Origin of the sequence: Alistipes sp. An116, from assembly GCF_002161005.1 — a bacterium.
Classification (GTDB): Bacteria; Bacteroidota; Bacteroidia; order Bacteroidales; family Rikenellaceae; genus Alistipes; species Alistipes megaguti.
The window spans coordinates 25,930-41,403 of the sequence record NZ_NFLR01000015.1 but is presented as its reverse complement, the minus strand read 5'-3'; the positions used below and the strand labels follow the sequence as shown (position 1 = coordinate 41,403).

Sequence of the window (15,474 nt, the reverse complement as noted above, 5' to 3'; positions counted from 1 at the left end):
TTTTCCGGAGCGGTATGCCCGCTCGCTTTTGTTATTCGACTTCGAGATCCAGTGCCTTGCGGAACTCCGTGAGCAGCGGGTTCTTGTCGGTCATGTATTTGACCCGGTCTTCGAGTTTGATCGGGCGTGCGGCCCGAATCTCCTCGTTGACCTTTACCTCGAGTTCCAGGGCTCCGTTGATTCCGGCCAGTTCGGCGATACGCATCAGCATGGCCGTCTTCGAGCGGAGAATCTCCTCGCGCAGTTCGCTGGTCGGAACGCTGACGGCAATCGTATTGCCCTGGAAGCGCATCTCCTCGAAGACCTGTACGAAGCGCGGCCGACGTTCCCGGATAAGCTTCAGAATCTCGTCCCGGGCCTTTGTCAGTTTGCTTTCGCTCGCCGGGTCGATCACGATGTCGGTGGTCCGGGCCGCCTTCTCCGACTCAGGATCCACGCTCTGCGAGGCTCCTCCCGTGGAGAGCAGTTCCGAGAGAGACGTTCCCGAAATCAGCGGTTTGCGATGGGGGTGTACCGTTGAGGCCGGGGAATTCCCTGTTGCTTGCGCTGCCGCCGGTCGCGGAGCCGGTCCCGTTTGCGGGGTTGCCGCAGGGCCTGCTGCCGATGCGGAACCTTGCGCCGTTGCGTTGATCGCCGCCCCTCTGCCTGCGGTTTGCGTGCCGGGTTGCGGAGCTACCGTCGGGCCTGTCGCCGGGCGGGGGGTCAGTTCGGGAAGCGGATACTCCCCGGGAGATATCAGGTCGTTATTTTTTTTTTGGCCGAGCCCTGCGATCTTCATCAGGCCCAGCTCCACGAGCAATCGTTGGTTCGACGATTGTCGGATCTTTCCGTCGAGATCCGTCAGCAGGGCAATGGCCCCGAAGAGAAACTCGACACTGCAGGCCTCCGCCTGCGCGCGGTATCGTTCGAGCAGGGTTCCGGTCATTTCGATCAGCCGCAGCGTCTCGGGGCGTTTGGCCATCAGCAGGTCGCGCATGTGGCGGTTCAGACCGGCCATGAAGGTCTGGCCCGAGAAGCCCTTCGAGAGCACCTCGTCGAACTGAACCAGCGCCTCGACATAGTTGCCCGCGAGGAGCATTTTCGTGACGTTGAAATAGGTGTCGTAGTCCAGGACGTTGAGCGTCTGGGCCACGTGGCGGTAGTCGAGCGTCGTGCCGCAGAACGAGACCGCCTTGTCGAACATCGACAGGGCGTCGCGCATGCCGCCGTCGGCCTTCTGCGAGATGAGGTTCAGCGACTCTTCGTCGGCGGTGATCCCCTCCTGCGAGGCGATGTATTTGAGGTATTCGACCGAATCCTCGACACGGATGCGGTTGAAGTCGTAGATCTGGCAGCGCGAGAGGATCGTCGGCAGGATCTTGTGTTTTTCGGTGGTGGCCAGGATGAAGATGGCGTGGGCGGGGGGCTCCTCGAGGGTCTTCAGAAAGGCGTTGAAGGCCGCGGCCGAGAGCATGTGGACCTCGTCGATGATGAAGACCGAGTAGCGTCCCACCTGCGGGATGATGCGCACCTGCTCGATGAGCGAGCGGATATCCTCGACCGAATTGTTCGAGGCGGCGTCCAGCTCATGGATGTTGAGCGAGCGCCCCTCGTTGAACGAGCGGCACGATTCACACTCGTTGCAGGCCTCGGCGCCGTGGGGGTTCAGACAGTTGATGGCCTTGGCGAAGATGCGTGCGCAGGTGGTCTTGCCGACGCCCCGCGGTCCGCAGAAGAGGTAGGCGTGGGCCAGCTGTCCGCGCTCGATGGCATTCTGCAGCGTGGAGGTGATATGCTTTTGCCCGACGACCGAACGGAAGGTCGCGGGGCGATATTTGCGTGCACTGACGATGAAATCACTCATGGTGTTGCAAAGATATACAATATTCTTCTTATTTTGGAGCCGGAAACCGATTTTCTGCGGAGTCGGCGCTGCTCCTCCCGGATGTTTTCCGGCGGTGTTCGGCCCGGCGGCAGCCCGCGGTCTGTCGGATTGTCGCAGCGTGTCAGTCGGCGGGTGACAATTCATGACATTTCTTGCGAAAAGTATGTCGAAATGTCCGGAAGCCGACTGTGGCAAGCCTTTTGATCGGTTACCGATCGAAACTTGAAAACTAACAGAACAACACGGATATGAACATCAACACTTTAACCATCAAGGCGCAAGAGGCGTTGCAGGCGGCGCTTACTCTTGCCCGGGAGCGCGGACAGCAGGCTGTCGAACCGCTCCACGTGCTCGCGGTGTTGATCCGCGAGGATGATTCGCTTGCTACCTTTCTGCTGGGGCGTGTCGGCGTGAACGTCCGCGGGCTGCGCGGTGAGGTCGACCGGGCCGTGGGGCAGTTGCCCCGCGTCGAGGGCGGCAACGGCGAGCAGTACTTTTCGCAGGATGCGTCGCGCATGATCCAGCGTGCCGTCGACTTCACGAAGAATTTCGGCGACAAGTACGCTTCGGTCGAGCACCTGCTGCTGGGCCTTGTGGCCGAGCGCGGACAGGCTGCCGATCTGCTGAAGCGCAGCGGTGCTTCGGAGAAGGAGCTCATCGAGGCGATCCGCACCTTCCGCAAGGGGGCGACGGTCGATTCGCAGACCTCTTCGCAGGAGTTCGACGCGCTGGGCAAGTATGCCATCAACCTGAACGAACAGGCCCGTAACGGCAAACTCGACCCGGTGATCGGACGTGACGAGGAGATCCGTCGGGTGCTGCAGATCCTTTCGCGGCGTACGAAGAACAACCCGATCCTGGTCGGTGAACCCGGTGTGGGCAAGACTGCCATTGCCGAGGGTATTGCCCGACGGATTATCGACGGCGATGTCCCCGAGAACCTGAAATCGAAGGTGATCTATTCGCTCGACATGGGTGCGCTGATTGCCGGAGCCAAGTATCAGGGTGAATTCGAGGAGCGTCTGAAGGCTGTCGTCAAGGAGGTCGTTGCCAGCGAAGGCGAGATCCTGCTCTTCATCGATGAGATCCACACGCTGGTCGGTGCGGGCAAGTCCTCGGGTGCGATGGATGCGGCCAACATCCTCAAACCGGCGCTGGCCCGTGGCGAACTGCGGACGATCGGTGCTACGACCCTCGACGAGTACCAGAAATACTTCGAACAGGACAAGGCTCTCGAGCGTCGTTTCCAGAAGGTGATGGTCGACGAGCCTTCGCAGGAGGATGCCATCTCGATCTTGCGTGGTCTGAAGGAGCGTTACGAGAACCATCACCAAGTGCGGATCAAGGACGAGGCCATCATTGCAGCCGTCGAACTCTCGACGCGTTACATCACGTCGCGGTTCCTGCCCGACAAGGCCATCGACCTGATCGATGAAGCCGCCTCGCGGCTGCGTCTGGAGATGAACTCCGTGCCGGATGAGATCGATAGCCTCGATCGGAAGATCCGCCAGCTGGAGATCGAACGTGAGGCGATCCGCCGCGAGAAGGACGAGGAGCGTATCGAGTCGCTGACCAGGGAGATCGACGACCTGAAGGCCAAGGACTCCGAGATGCGGGCCAAATGGCAGGGGCAGCGTGATCTGCTGAAGAAGATCCAGGCCAACAAGGACCGGATCGAGCAGTTGAAGATCGAGGCCCAGCAGGCCGAGCGTCAGGGCGATTACGGCAAGGTGGCCGAGATCCGTTACGGCAAGATCCAGGAGGCCGAGAAGCAGATTGCAGCCTTCCAGGAGGAGTTCAAGCTGGCATCGACCAACGGTTCGATGATCAAGGAGGAGGTCGACGCCCAGGATGTCGCCGAGGTGGTATCGCGCTGGACGGGCATTCCCGTCACGCGGATGCTGGCCTCGGAGCGCGAGAAGCTGCTCCATATGGAGGAGGAGCTTCACAAGCGGGTCGTGGGTCAGGATCAGGCCATTGCCGCCATTTCGGATGCCGTTCGCCGGTCGCGTGCCGGACTGAACGACCCGCGCAAGCCGATCGGATCGTTCATCTTCCTCGGTACGACGGGTGTCGGTAAGACCGAGTTGGCCAAGGCGCTGGCCGAGTTCCTCTTCAACGACGATCAGATGATGACGCGTATCGATATGAGTGAATACCAGGAGCGTCACAGCGTTTCGCGACTCGTCGGAGCGCCTCCCGGATACGTCGGTTACGACGAGGGCGGCCAGTTGACCGAAGCCGTGCGGCGCAAGCCCTACTCGGTGGTTCTGTTGGACGAGATCGAGAAGGCACACCCGGATGTCTTCAACATCCTGCTACAGGTGCTCGACGACGGTCGTCTGACCGACAACAAGGGTCGTACGGTGGACTTCCGCAACACGATCATCATCATGACCTCGAACATGGGGTCGCAGGTGATCCAGGAGAACTTCGCCAACTTCGACGGCAACAAGGTTCCGGCCGAGGTGCTGGAGCGGACGCGCCGCGAGGTGATCGACCTGATGAAGCAGCAGCTCAAGCCCGAGTTCCTGAATCGTATCGACGAGATTGTGATGTTCGAACCGCTGACGCGCGAAGATATCGAACGTATCGTCGATCTGCAGTTGAACTCTGTACGCAAACTGCTGGCCGAGAACAATATCCGGCTCGAGTATACGGCTAAGGCGCGCGAATGGATCGCCAAGGCGGGTTACGATCCGCTCTATGGTGCACGACCCGTCAAGCGTACCATCCAGCGTTACGTGGTCAATGATCTGTCGAAGCGGATTCTGGCCGGCGAGGTCGATCGTTCGAAACCCATTTCGATCGATGCCGACGCCAACGGTCTGACCTTTGCGAACTGATCGTCGTACGGACCGCAGCAGCGGCTGCGGCAGCCAATAACGAAGGGTTCCACCCCGAAGGGGGGAACCCTTTTTTTGTGCCCGTATCCGGACGGCGGTTCCCGCAATTCCGTTGCGGAAATCTGGCCGGGTCTCTCTGGCGGTTTCTCTGTCGTGATTCTCTGCCGGGGCTGGGTGGCTCCCCTCTTAAAGCCCCTTGCGGGCCAGGCGCCAGGCCAGGGCGTTGTAGGCGTTGAGCAGCGGCCCGCGCCAGGCGACGGGCAGCCGGTTCAGCAGCCGTACCTTGCGCAGCGTACGGCGGTAGACGCGACTCCAGGCGAAGAAACGCGCCGCGCGGGCCGCTGCTTTGGTGTCCCCCTTGACACTCAATACCAGCGCCTTGCCCAGCGCCGCCCGGGCAATGAATTCGCGCTCCTCCTCGGGAGCATCGGGGTTATAGAGCTTTTCGAACGAGAAGTCGGTCCGTTCGGGGGTGTAGCCCGAAGCCGATCGGTTTTGTGCGATGCGTGAATAGCGGACCAGCCGTTCGGGGGTGTAGCAGACCCGATAGCGGCGGGCGATTTCGATCCAGAGATAGAGGTCCTCGGCGATCTTCATCCCTACGGGGAATCCCCCTATGGTGTCGAAAACCCGGCGGGGAATGCAGCTGGCTGAGGGGATGGCGATGTAGCGGTGGGCCGAGTCGCGGAAGAAGTTGTCGACCACCCCCCGGCGGTCGAGCCCCGGGGCGGGGAAGGTACCGTCGTGGCTCTCGATCGTAAACCCCGCGCAGTAGAGTCCGCAGTCGGGGTAGTCGTCGATCAGACGCTCCATGGCGGCCAGATAGCCGGGCTCCCAGCCGTCGTCGCCGTCCAGCAGGGCGATGTGCGAGCTGCGGGCTTCGGCGATGCCGCGGTTGCGGGCGGCGCTGACGCCGGCGTTGGGCTGTTGGATAAGCCGCACGAGCGGCGATCCGATACGGCGCACCACCTCGGCGCTGCGGTCGGTTGAGCCGTCGTCGACGACCACGATCTCCTCGGGCTGACGATTCTGTGCCAACACCGAGCGGAGTGTGGCTTCGATCTCGCGCTCCTTGTTGTAGAGGGGAATGACGACCGTGAAGGTGGTTTTCGGCATGGCTGCGGGGTGAATTTTTGCGAAGATACCGATCTTTTGCTACTTTTGCAAGAAAATCAGGGGGTATGACCGCATTCGAAAAAGTCGACCGTTTCGTGCGCAATCTCTACGAAACGGTCTTCTATCTGGCCGTCATGGCCTGGAAGGAGAATTTCCGCAACTACGTCGGGCGGGCCGGTACGGTCGGCCGTCCGCGCCCCGTTGCGGCCATCCTCGGCAACGGCCCCTCGCTGGGGCGCGAACTGCCCCGGCTGCTCGAAAGCGGGGCGGCCCGGGAGCGCGACTTTATGGCGGTCAACTTCTTCGCCCTCGATGAGCGGTTTGACCAACTGCGCCCGGCCTACTATGTGCTGTCGGACCCGATGTTCTTCCGCCGGAGCGCCCAGCGCGAACGGGTCGACGAACTCTACCGCACGCTCAACGCCCGGGTCACGTGGCCCATGCACCTCTACGTGCAGTACTACAACCCCGAACATTTCGATTATCGGGCCGTGCTGCCCAATCCCCGGATCCGCATCATCCCCTTCCACACGCAGCTCTACAACGGCTTCCCGTCGCTGCGCCGCCGGCTCTTCCGCCGCGGGCTGGGGAGTGCCAACTTCGGCACGGTGGTCCAGGTGTGCGAATACATTGCCCTGCTGTTGGGCTACCGCACGGTGGAGCTTTACGGTGTGGACCATACGCTGCTCGACGGCCTCATGGTCGACGATGAGAACCGCCTCTGCCGCGTCGACAGCCACTACTACGACACGACGCCCGTCGCCCCGAAGCCGATTTTCCAGAAGGTTCCTCCGCGCCCCTATACGATGGCGCTCTACCTCTCGGAGGTGGCCGAACTCTTCCGCGGGCACGAGATCCTGCGCGACTATGCCGCGTGGCTCGGGGCGCGGATTGTCAATCGCACGCGCGGCTCGCTGATCGACGCCTACGAGCGCGATCCGCTCGACTGACCGCCCCGACTGTTCTGACCGCCCCGACCGCCCCGACCGTTCCGACCGCCCGGTTTCATCCGGACTGTCCGGTTCGCCGATCGGTTGCTCCATGTGGTCGGTTCCGGCAAGGCGCCCTGTTATGCAAACGATCCGAAGCGGGATCTCCGCTCCGGATCGTTCATTTACGCAGTCGGGTGCCCCTCTTTCCGCACCTACTGCGGCAGGTTGCGGCTGGCGGCAATGATCTCCGCCATGGCGAAATCCTCGGGATAGTCGATGTCGAGCCCTTCGATGCGGTCGACGACGGCCATCCAGGGGCGGTCGCCGATGCGCTGTCCGCGGCCGCACCACAACTCCCGCGAGAAGATGAAGAAGGCGCTCGTCTCGATGTAGACGGGTTCGATGGTCTGCGTGCGGGGGATGTTGTCGAGGCGGTAGTTGAGCGGCCGCCCCTCGTACCAGGCGAAGGTCTGGATCCGCTCGGCGCTGAACGATGAATCGTACTCGCCCGACTTTACCTTTGCGAGCGCTTCGGCGATCGTTGCCGGCCGGATGAAGGGCGACGTGGCGTGGGCCAGGACGTAGAGATCTGCCTTGACCTCGGCGGTGAAGGCGTCGTAGATCTCGCGTCCGAGCGTTGTGTCGCGGTCCAGCGAGGTGTCGCGGCGCAGGAACCGCACCCCGTCGGGCAACAGCGGGCGGATGCTTTCGTCGCTGCAGTAGACGTAGACTTCGTCGATTCCTTCGACCTGCGTCAGGGTTCGCAGAATGTGGCACATCAGCGGCGAACCGCTCAACGGGCGGAGGTTTTTTCCCGCCACGCGCTGGCTGTTGAGCCGGATGGGTACGAATGCAACGGTTTTCATGCGTATGAATCTTTTTGTCGATGCGGTGTTTGACGGCGCGATCCCGACGGCTCCCTCTTATTGGACCAGCAGGTTGCAGCCGCGGATCTCGGCGTGGTCGACCCGTCCCTCGACGACGAACGAACCGTCGGTGTCGACGTGTCCGACATCCTGCGTCTGGATGAAGGCGCACGACCAGCGGTTGGACAGGTCGATGATGTTCAGCCCGCCGCGCTGGCCCGCGGGCAACCCCTCGAAGGGATCGTTTACGTCGCGGCACACGACCCGCATCCACGCCGGGCAGCGGAACCGGTTCCCGCCCTGTGAGTAGGCCTGCGAGGTGAGCTCCGCCATGCCGTACTCCGAGTGGATGGCCTCCACGCCGAAGGCGTCGCACAGAATGCGGTGGAACTCCTCCTTGGGAATCTCCTCGCGATAGCCCTTCATGCCGCCGGTCTCCATGACGATGGTGTTGTTCAGCTTCGGGGCGTAGCGTTCGGCCAGATCCCACAGCGCGTAACTCACGCCGAGCAGGATCTTCGGCTTTGGATCCCGGGCCATGTCGCGCAGCAGCGCGTCGTAATCATCCAGGTAGAAGCCTCCCGACCCGCAGTCGGCGATCAGCCGGTCGGCCATGTAGACCAGCGACGACCCTTTGCGGCGCAGGTAGTTCGGCAGCAGGGCGTAGAGACTCCATCGCGACGGATCGCCGTAGAACGCGCGGAATGTCCCGCGGAATGCCTGCTCGTAGAGGGTCAGCGAGCGCATCGGATGGCGCGACGGGATCATGCCCGTGGTGGCCGACGAGGTGAAGACCGCCTCGGGCGGTTCCGCACAGCAGTAGACCTTGTGGCTCTTGAAGAGCTCGATGGGCAGGAACGGAATCTGCCGCAGCGAGGCGACCGCTTCCCGTCGGACGCCGATGCGGTCGAGGTATTCGCGATAGGGCGGGCATGCTTCGGCCTGGAAGCGGAACAGCTCCAGTGCCGCGGTTTCGAAGGCGGCCTTGTCGCCCTTCGCGAGGAGGAATATGTCGTCGGTGGAGATCATCAATGCAAAGGTACACAAAAATCGACAAACGACAACCCCCGGAGGAGTCTTCCTCCGGGGGTTGTCCCTTCTTCATACAATCCGGGTCGATCCGTCCCGAACCCGCTTTTCGTCGGGCATGGAGGCGTCATCCGGTGCAGCGCACTACTTTTTCGACTTGGGTGCAAGCATCATGTTCATCTTCTTGCCGTCGAGCTTGGGCATCATCTCCACCTTGGCGATATCCTCCAGATCGGTGGCGAAGCGCAGCAGCAGGATTTCGCCCTGCTCCTTGAAGACGATCGAACGTCCGCGGAAGAAGACGTAAGCCTTCACCTTGCAGCCCTCCTTGAGGAAGTTCTGGGCATGCTTGAGCTTGAAATTGTAGTCGTGGTCGTCGGTCTGGGGGCCGAAACGGATCTCCTTGACGACGACTTTCGCCTGGTTTGCCTTCAGCTCCTTGGCCTTCTTTTTCTGCTGGTAGAGGAACTTTTGGTAATCGGCTATGCGGCAGACGGGAGGATCGGCCTTCGGAGAGATCTCGATCAGATCGAGCTCCAGCTCGTCGGCCAGACGCAGTGCGTCGCGGATCGGCATGACCTGTGCCTGAGGCACGTTGTCGCCCACCACGCGCACTTCGGGAGCCGTAATCTGGTCGTTGATACGGTGCGGATTCTCCTTTTCGGGCGCTCTGCGTCCCAGGCGGGGATTGTTGCCTGTAGCCGGTTTCGGTCTGTTATTCCCGGGGTTGAACGGCCGCGGCGGGAATGGTTTCGGTGCTGCGATAGTTGTACGTATTTAAGTTAATAATGTGTTGTCTTGGTTGCCTTCGGATCAGTTCTTCACGATCTTGTTGGCTTCGACCTCGGCCTTGACCAGGCCGGTCAGGAAGTCGCGGAACTCCTCGAGCTTCATCTGGCCCTTGTCGCCTTCGCCCTGGGCGCGGACCGAAACCAGCCCTTCGGCCTCCTCCTTTTCGCCGACGATCAGCAGGTAGGGGATGCGCTTGAGCTCGTTGTCGCGGATCTTGCGGCCGATCTTCTCGTTGCGGTCGTCGACCTCCGTGCGGACGTCGTAGCGGTTCAGGTATTCGCAGACGGTCTGGGCGTAGTCGTTGAACTTCTCCGAGATCGGGAGTACGACCACCTGCTGGGGCGAGAGCCACAGCGGGAATTTACCGCCCGTATGCTCCAACAATACTGCCACAAATCGCTCCATCGAGCCGAACGGCGCACGGTGGATCATGATCGGGCGGTGGAGTTTGTCATCGGCGCCCTTGTACGTCAGGTCGAAACGCTCCGGGAGGTTGTAGTCCACCTGGATCGTACCCAGCTGCCACTTGCGGCCGATGGCGTCCTTGACCATGAAGTCGAGTTTCGGGCCGTAGAAGGCGGCCTCGCCGTACTCGACCACCGTTGTGAGGCCCTTCTCCTTGGCGGCCTGCATGATGGCCGACTCGGCCTTCTCCCAGTTTTCGTCCGAACCGATGTACTTCTCCCGGTTGTTGGGGTCGCGCAGCGAGATCTGGGCGGTGTAGCTGTCGAACTTCAGCGTCTTGAAGATGTAGAGTACGATGTCGATCACGCGTTCGAACTCGCCGAGCAGCTGATCGGGGCGTACGAAGATGTGTGCATCGTCCTGCGTGAATCCGCGCACACGGGTCAGTCCGTGGAGTTCACCCGACTGCTCGTAGCGGTAGACCGTACCGAACTCGGCCAGACGCACCGGCAGCTCCTTGTACGAACGGGGTTTCGAGCGGTAGATTTCGCAGTGGTGGGGGCAGTTCATCGGTTTGAGCAGATACTCCTCGCCCTCGATCGGGGTGTGAATGGGCTGGAAGGAGTCCTTGCCGTACTTGGCGTAGTGGCCCGAGGTGACGTAGAGCTCCTTGTTGCCGATGTGCGGGGTGATGACCTGCTGGTAGCCGTACTGCTTCTGGACGTTGCGCAGGAACTGCTCCAGACGGTCGCGCAGGGCGGCGCCTTTGGGCAGCCACAGAGGGAGTCCCGGGCCGACGCGCTGCGAGAAGGTGAAGAGTTCGAGCTCCTTGCCCAGCTTGCGGTGGTCGCGCTTTTTGGCCTCCTCCATCATCTTGAGGTAGTCGTCGAGCATCGACTTCTTGGGGAACGAGATGCCGTAGATACGCGTCAGCATCTTGTTCTTCTCGTTGCCGCGCCAGTAGGCTCCGGCCACGGAGGTCAGCTTGATGGCCTTGATGTATCCCGTATTGGGAATGTGGGGACCGCGGCAGAGGTCCGTGAAGGCGCCGTTGGTATAGAAGGAGATGGTACCGTCCTGCAGATCCGAGATGAGTTCGACCTTGTACTGGTCGCCCTTCCGGGTGAAGGTCTCGAGGGCTTCGGCCTTGGGAACCTCGCGGCGAACGAGCGGCTCCTTGTTGCGGGCCAGTTCCACCATTTTGTTTTCGATGGCCGGCAGATCGGCTTCGGTGATGGGCGTCGGCGAATCGACGTCGTAGTAGAAGCCGTTGTCGATGGCTGGGCCGATACCGAACTTGATGCCCGGATAGAGGGCTTCGAGGGCTTCGGCCAGCAGGTGTGACGAGGTGTGCCAGAAGGCGTGCTTGCCTTCGTCGTCGTCCCACTTGTAGAATTTGATCGAGGCATCGGCGTCGATCGGGCGCATCATGTCAACCGTTGCGCCGTTTACCGAGGCCGCCAGCGAGTCCGCAGCTAAACGAGGGCTGATGTTCTCGGCGATCTGGTAAGCAGTTGTCCCTTCGGCGTACTCGCGTACGGAACCGTCGGGGAAAGTGATTTTGATCATAAAGGTTTTTATTAAAATTTTCGGGGCCTTCGGTGCTTCCACAATTACGAGACGGAATACACTTCGGGTTTGTCCGTTATTTTGTTTTTCTGTTACTCTTTGGGCTCCCTGGCACTCTGTGGGGTCTCCTTTGCGCCGTCGCGGGCCGATTTTTCGCGTTCGGCACGGGGCAGGGGGTTGGCGCTCCACTCGGCCCACTGGGCGCGGTGGCGGAGGATGTCGATGGCCGTGTAGATGGCGTTGCGCATCGACTGCGGGTTTGCCTTGTCCTTGCCGGCGATGTCGAATGCCGTGCCGTGGTCGGGCGAGGTGCGTACGGCCTGCAGGCCGGCGGTGAAGTTCACTCCGTCGGGCGAGAGGCTCTTGAAGGGTGCCAGCCCCTGGTCGTGATACATGGCCAGGATGCCGTCGTATTTGGCATAGCCTCCGCCGGCGAAGAGCCCGTCGGCGGCAAAGGGCCCGAAGGCGAGAATCCCCTCATGGAAGGCGTCGACGATGGCCGGGTGGATGATCTCCTGCTCCTCGCGGCCCAGCAGTCCGCCGTCACCGGCGTGGGGGTTGAGGGCCATCACGGCGATACGGGGCCGGACGATGCCGAAGTCCTCGATGAGCGAGCGGTTGAAGATCCGCAGATCGGCGAGGATCTCTTCGCGGGTGATGCGGGCGGCGATCTCCGAGACGGGAATGTGCTTGGTGACCAGCCCCACGCGCAGCACGTCGCTGCACATGATCATCATCGACTCGCCTCCGAGTTCCGCGGCGAGGTATTCGGTGTGTCCCGTGAAGCGGAAGTCGTCGCTCTGGACGGTCTCCTTGTCGAAGGGGGCGGTGACCAGCGCATCGAGTTCGCCGGCCTTCAGGTCGCGCATGGCCGTGCGCAGCGCCTCGACGGCGGCGCGGCCGGCTTCAGGGGTCGGTTTTCCGGGTTCGACCCGGGCGATCTGGCCGCAGGCGACGAGGTTGATCCGTCCGCGGCGGGCCTCGGCGGCCGAGGCGACGGTCGTCGGGGCGAACTGCTCGACCTCCGTCAGGGTATTTCGGTATGCGGCAACCGCCTGGGGCGATCCGTAGAGAACGGGGGTGAAGAACTCCGTGATACGGGGGTCGGACAGTGTCTTGATGATCACCTCCCAGCCGATTCCGTTGGGGTCACCCTGCGTGATGCCTATCTTGTATTTGGGTTCGGTCATAACTCTTTTTCGGGTTGCCGGTTCCGAAGGTATCCTCCGATCGGAGGGCCCGGAGCCAAATGCAACTGTTTCAACTCACAAAAGTATAAATTTTCGGAATATGGCGTGCTCCGGCGGGGGATAAAAAATGCGATTTTCGCCGTATTCGCTCCGTGCGGGGGTCATTTCGCCCCGTGCATGGCGGTCCGGCGCCGGAATTCGGCGCAGACGATTCCCGTTGCCATGGCGACGTTGAGCGACTCCGAGCCGCGTCGGTCGGCGGGCCAGGGCGGGATGAAGAGTTTGCGCGAGATACATTGCGCCACGGAGGGAGTTACGCCGCGGCCTTCGTTGCCCATCACGACGATGCCCGCGGGCGAGAGTCGGCTCTCGTAGAGGTTCTCCCCCTCGAGGAAGGTGCCGTAGACGGGTATCCCGTCGCGTGCGGCCGCAGTGAGCGCGGCGGCCAGATCCGTGTAGTGGACCCGCACGCGCAGAATGGCCCCCATCGTAGCCTGCACGACCTTCGGATTGAAGCAGTCGGCGGTCCCCTCCGAGCAGAGGATGTCGCGGATGCCGAACCAGTCGGCCAGCCGGATGATGGTCCCCAGATTGCCGGGGTTCTGCACCTCGTCGAGGGCCAGCGTCAGCCGTTCGCGCAGCTCTTCGGGGTGCAGCCGGTAGCGGGGGATCTCGACCAGGGCCACCGAGTTCGACGGCGTCTTCAGTTGCGAGAGACGCTCCATCTCGCGCGGCGTGACCACCTCGACCTCGTCGCCCGCGAAGATCCCCTCGAGGGCGTAGATCCGCCGCACGCGCAGGTGCGACGTGCGCAGTTCGCCGATGAGCTTTTCGCCCTCGGCCAGAAAGAGTCCCTGCTCCGTGCGGCCGCGCTTGTCGGCCAGCGAGCGGACGAGTTGGATTTCGGCTTTTGTCATGCTTCTTTTTTGTCTATGCGGAAGGTAACCCCTTCGGTGGCGGGCCAGGTGTCGGGGAAGAGCGTCCGGGCCTCGTCGACCAGCACCCCTTCGTCCTTGTAGCGCGACGAGTAGTGCCCGATGACAAGCCGTTGGGCCCCGGCCTTCAGCGCCGCCTTCGCCGCATCGAGCGTCGTCGAGTGGCCGCGGTCGCGGGCCGAACGCTGCTCGGCGGCGGCGTAGGTCGCCTCGTGATACATCAGATCCACCCCGCGGCACAGCTCCGCGGCCCGGGCCGAGAAGTTCGTGTCCGAGAGGTAGGCGTACGACCGGGCCCGGTAGGGGCGGTAGGTCAACTCGCCGTTGGGGATCACCTCGCCCGACTCCAGCGTGACATCCTCCCCTCTCTTGGCGGCGGTGATCTGGGCGATCGAGAGGCCGTATTTCACGATCTTGAACTTGTCGACGTTCAGCGGCGGCTCCTTCTCGCGGAAGAGCACCCCGGCACACGGCACCCGGTGGCGCAGCGGGATGCTCCACACCTCCACCGTGCGGTTCTCCATCAGCAGGGCGTGCTTCGTGGTGTCGACCCGGTGCCAGATCACTTCGTAGGGCAGGTCGGCGTCGAACAGCCGCAGGTCGGCCTCCAGCATCTCGCCGAACGGCGCCGGGGCATAGACCTCGAGCGGCGTGCGCCGCCCGTAGAGCCCCAGGGTCGAGATCAGCGGGAAGATGCCGTAGACGTGGTCGCCGTGCAGATGCGAGATGAATACCGCGCGGAGCTTCAGCGGATTGATCCCGTAACGGATCAGCTGCTGCTGCGTCCCCTCGCCGGCATCCACCAGGTAGTATTGCTCGTGGATGTTCACCGCCTGTCCCGAGGGGTGGCGGTTCGGAGTCGGCTTGGCCGACGAGCAACCCAGTATGGTTACCGCGAAACTCACCGCAGCAGGAATCGTTCGCAGTCCAGGGCGGCGATGCAGCCCGAACCGGCGGCGGTGATGGCCTGACGGTAGTGGGGATCCTTCACGTCGCCGGCGGCGAAGACACCCTCGACCGAGGTCTTCGACGTGTTGCCCTCGACGCGGATGTAGCCCTCCTCGTCCAGTTCGAGCTGTCCGGCGAAGAGCTCCGTATTGGGGTGGTGGCCGATGGCCAGGAAGAAGCCCGCGATGTCGATCGTGCGCTCCGAACCGTCCGTCTTCACCAGACGGGCCCCCGTCACGCCCTGCTCGTCGCCCAGCACCTCGGCGGTGTTGTACTCGAAGAGCACCTCGATGTTCTCGGTGCGGAAGACGCGCTCCTGCATCGCCTTCGAGGCCCGCAGGAAGGGTTTGCGGACGATCATGTAGACCTTGCGGCAGAGCGAGGCGAGGTAGGTGGCCTCCTCGCAGGCCGTGTCACCGCCGCCGACAACGGCCACATCCTTCTTGCGGTAGAAGAATCCGTCGCACGTGGCGCAGGCGCTGACGCCCTGTCCGCGGAATTTCGTCTCGGAGGGCAGGCCGAGGTATTTGGCCGTGGCGCCCGTCGAGACGATGAGGCTCTGGGCCAGGATCTCCTTTTCGCCGTCGATCTCGACGCGGAACGGACGTTCCGAGAGGTCGACCTTCGTGATGCTGCCCGACCGCAGGTCGGCGCCCAGCCGTTCGGCCTGCTGGCGCATGTTTGCCATCAGCTGCGGGCCGTCTACCCCTTCGGGAAATCCCGGGAAGTTCTCGACTTCGGTGGTGGTGGTCAGCTGGCCGCCGGGTTCGATGCCCTCGTAGAGGACCGGTGCCAGGTTGGCGCGTGACAGATAGATGGCGGCCGTGTAGCCGGCCGGGCCGCTTCCGATGATCAGGACCTTTACCTCTTCAGTTTGGTTGTTTTCCATGGTGTCTTGTTTTTATTGTTCGTCTTCTTTTGTCTGTGTTGTGTGTTCGGGAGTTTCGGGATCCGGCGCTTCCGGCTGCATTCCCCCCCCCCT

Annotated in this window: 12 protein-coding genes; 2 read left to right on the top strand and 10 right to left on the bottom strand. The window is 62.4% G+C overall.

Features of this window, described 5'->3' with window-relative positions; translation table 11 throughout:
* Window positions 1–31 precede the first annotated feature (31 nt).
* Window positions 32–1,843 (bottom strand): DNA polymerase III subunit gamma/tau, encoded by a 1,812-nt coding sequence (locus B5E60_RS10205; protein ID WP_087311398.1) that lies wholly within the window; start codon window positions 1,841–1,843, stop codon window positions 32–34.
* 269 nt (window positions 1,844–2,112) lie between these two features.
* On the opposite strand from B5E60_RS10205, the gene clpB reads away from it, so the two are divergent.
* Window positions 2,113–4,710, top strand: coding sequence for an ATP-dependent chaperone ClpB (gene clpB / locus B5E60_RS10200; protein ID WP_087311397.1), 2,598 nt, complete (start codon window positions 2,113–2,115; stop codon window positions 4,708–4,710).
* Between the two features lie 186 nt (window positions 4,711–4,896).
* Here the strand turns inward: clpB and B5E60_RS10195 are convergent, their stop codons facing one another.
* The gene (locus tag B5E60_RS10195; protein ID WP_087311396.1) at window positions 4,897–5,826 is read right to left on the bottom strand and encodes a glycosyltransferase family 2 protein; all 930 of its coding nucleotides are present in this window, start codon (window positions 5,824–5,826) and stop codon (window positions 4,897–4,899) included.
* Window positions 5,827–5,891: 65 nt separating this feature from the next.
* On the opposite strand from B5E60_RS10195, the gene B5E60_RS10190 reads away from it, so the two are divergent.
* A complete protein-coding gene (locus B5E60_RS10190; protein WP_087311395.1) occupies window positions 5,892–6,776 on the top strand; it encodes a hypothetical protein in 885 nt (294 codons plus the stop codon).
* Between the two features lie 194 nt (window positions 6,777–6,970).
* Here the strand turns inward: B5E60_RS10190 and B5E60_RS10185 are convergent, their stop codons facing one another.
* The 8 genes from B5E60_RS10185 to trxB form a co-directional block, all read right to left on the bottom strand.
* Entirely contained in the window at window positions 6,971–7,624 is a 654-nt protein-coding gene (locus B5E60_RS10185) for an acylneuraminate cytidylyltransferase family protein (protein ID WP_087311394.1), read from the bottom strand.
* A 57-nt stretch (window positions 7,625–7,681) separates the two neighbouring features.
* On the bottom strand, window positions 7,682–8,653 hold the full coding sequence (locus tag B5E60_RS10180; protein WP_087311393.1) for a LuxE/PaaK family acyltransferase: 972 nt from the start codon (window positions 8,651–8,653) through the stop codon (window positions 7,682–7,684).
* A 144-nt stretch (window positions 8,654–8,797) separates the two neighbouring features.
* Window positions 8,798–9,334, bottom strand: a complete 537-nt coding sequence (infC, locus tag B5E60_RS10175; RefSeq protein WP_087311392.1) for a translation initiation factor IF-3 — start codon at window positions 9,332–9,334, stop codon at window positions 8,798–8,800.
* Between the two features lie 132 nt (window positions 9,335–9,466).
* Window positions 9,467–11,419: a threonine--tRNA ligase gene (gene thrS, locus B5E60_RS10170; protein ID WP_087311391.1), complete on the bottom strand. Its 1,953-nt coding sequence runs from the start codon at window positions 11,417–11,419 to the stop codon at window positions 9,467–9,469.
* A gap of 92 nt (window positions 11,420–11,511) precedes the next feature.
* On the bottom strand, window positions 11,512–12,609 hold the full coding sequence (pdxA, locus tag B5E60_RS10165; RefSeq protein WP_087311390.1) for a 4-hydroxythreonine-4-phosphate dehydrogenase PdxA: 1,098 nt from the start codon (window positions 12,607–12,609) through the stop codon (window positions 11,512–11,514).
* Between the two features lie 161 nt (window positions 12,610–12,770).
* Entirely contained in the window at window positions 12,771–13,526 is a 756-nt protein-coding gene (locus B5E60_RS10160) for an RNA methyltransferase (RefSeq protein ID WP_087311389.1), read from the bottom strand.
* Complete coding sequence (locus tag B5E60_RS10155; RefSeq protein ID WP_087311388.1) at window positions 13,523–14,449, bottom strand: ribonuclease Z; 927 nt, start codon at window positions 14,447–14,449, stop codon at window positions 13,523–13,525. Before B5E60_RS10155 ends, B5E60_RS10160 begins: the two co-directional genes overlap by 4 nt.
* Window positions 14,446–15,381 carry a thioredoxin-disulfide reductase gene (trxB, locus tag B5E60_RS10150; RefSeq protein WP_087311387.1) on the bottom strand — a complete coding sequence of 312 codons (936 nt, stop codon included), beginning with the start codon at window positions 15,379–15,381 and terminating at the stop codon, window positions 14,446–14,448. Before trxB ends, B5E60_RS10155 begins: the two co-directional genes overlap by 4 nt.
* Between the last annotated feature and the right edge of the window lie 93 nt (window positions 15,382–15,474).

Coding starts and splice junctions, on each gene's coding strand:
- clpB (WP_087311397.1), top strand. CDS start 2,113: ATGAACATCAACACTTTAACCATCAAGGCGCAAGAGGCGTTGCAGGCG.
- B5E60_RS10190 (WP_087311395.1), top strand. CDS start 5,892: ATGACCGCATTCGAAAAAGTCGACCGTTTCGTGCGCAATCTCTACGAA.
- pdxA (WP_087311390.1), bottom strand. CDS start 12,609: ATGACCGAACCCAAATACAAGATAGGCATCACGCAGGGTGACCCCAAC.
- B5E60_RS10205 (WP_087311398.1), bottom strand. CDS start 1,843: ATGAGTGATTTCATCGTCAGTGCACGCAAATATCGCCCCGCGACCTTC.
- trxB (WP_087311387.1), bottom strand. CDS start 15,381: ATGGAAAACAACCAAACTGAAGAGGTAAAGGTCCTGATCATCGGAAGC.
- B5E60_RS10185 (WP_087311394.1), bottom strand. CDS start 7,624: ATGAAAACCGTTGCATTCGTACCCATCCGGCTCAACAGCCAGCGCGTG.
- thrS (WP_087311391.1), bottom strand. CDS start 11,419: ATGATCAAAATCACTTTCCCCGACGGTTCCGTACGCGAGTACGCCGAA.
- B5E60_RS10180 (WP_087311393.1), bottom strand. CDS start 8,653: ATGATCTCCACCGACGACATATTCCTCCTCGCGAAGGGCGACAAGGCC.
- B5E60_RS10160 (WP_087311389.1), bottom strand. CDS start 13,526: ATGACAAAAGCCGAAATCCAACTCGTCCGCTCGCTGGCCGACAAGCGC.
- B5E60_RS10195 (WP_087311396.1), bottom strand. CDS start 5,826: ATGCCGAAAACCACCTTCACGGTCGTCATTCCCCTCTACAACAAGGAG.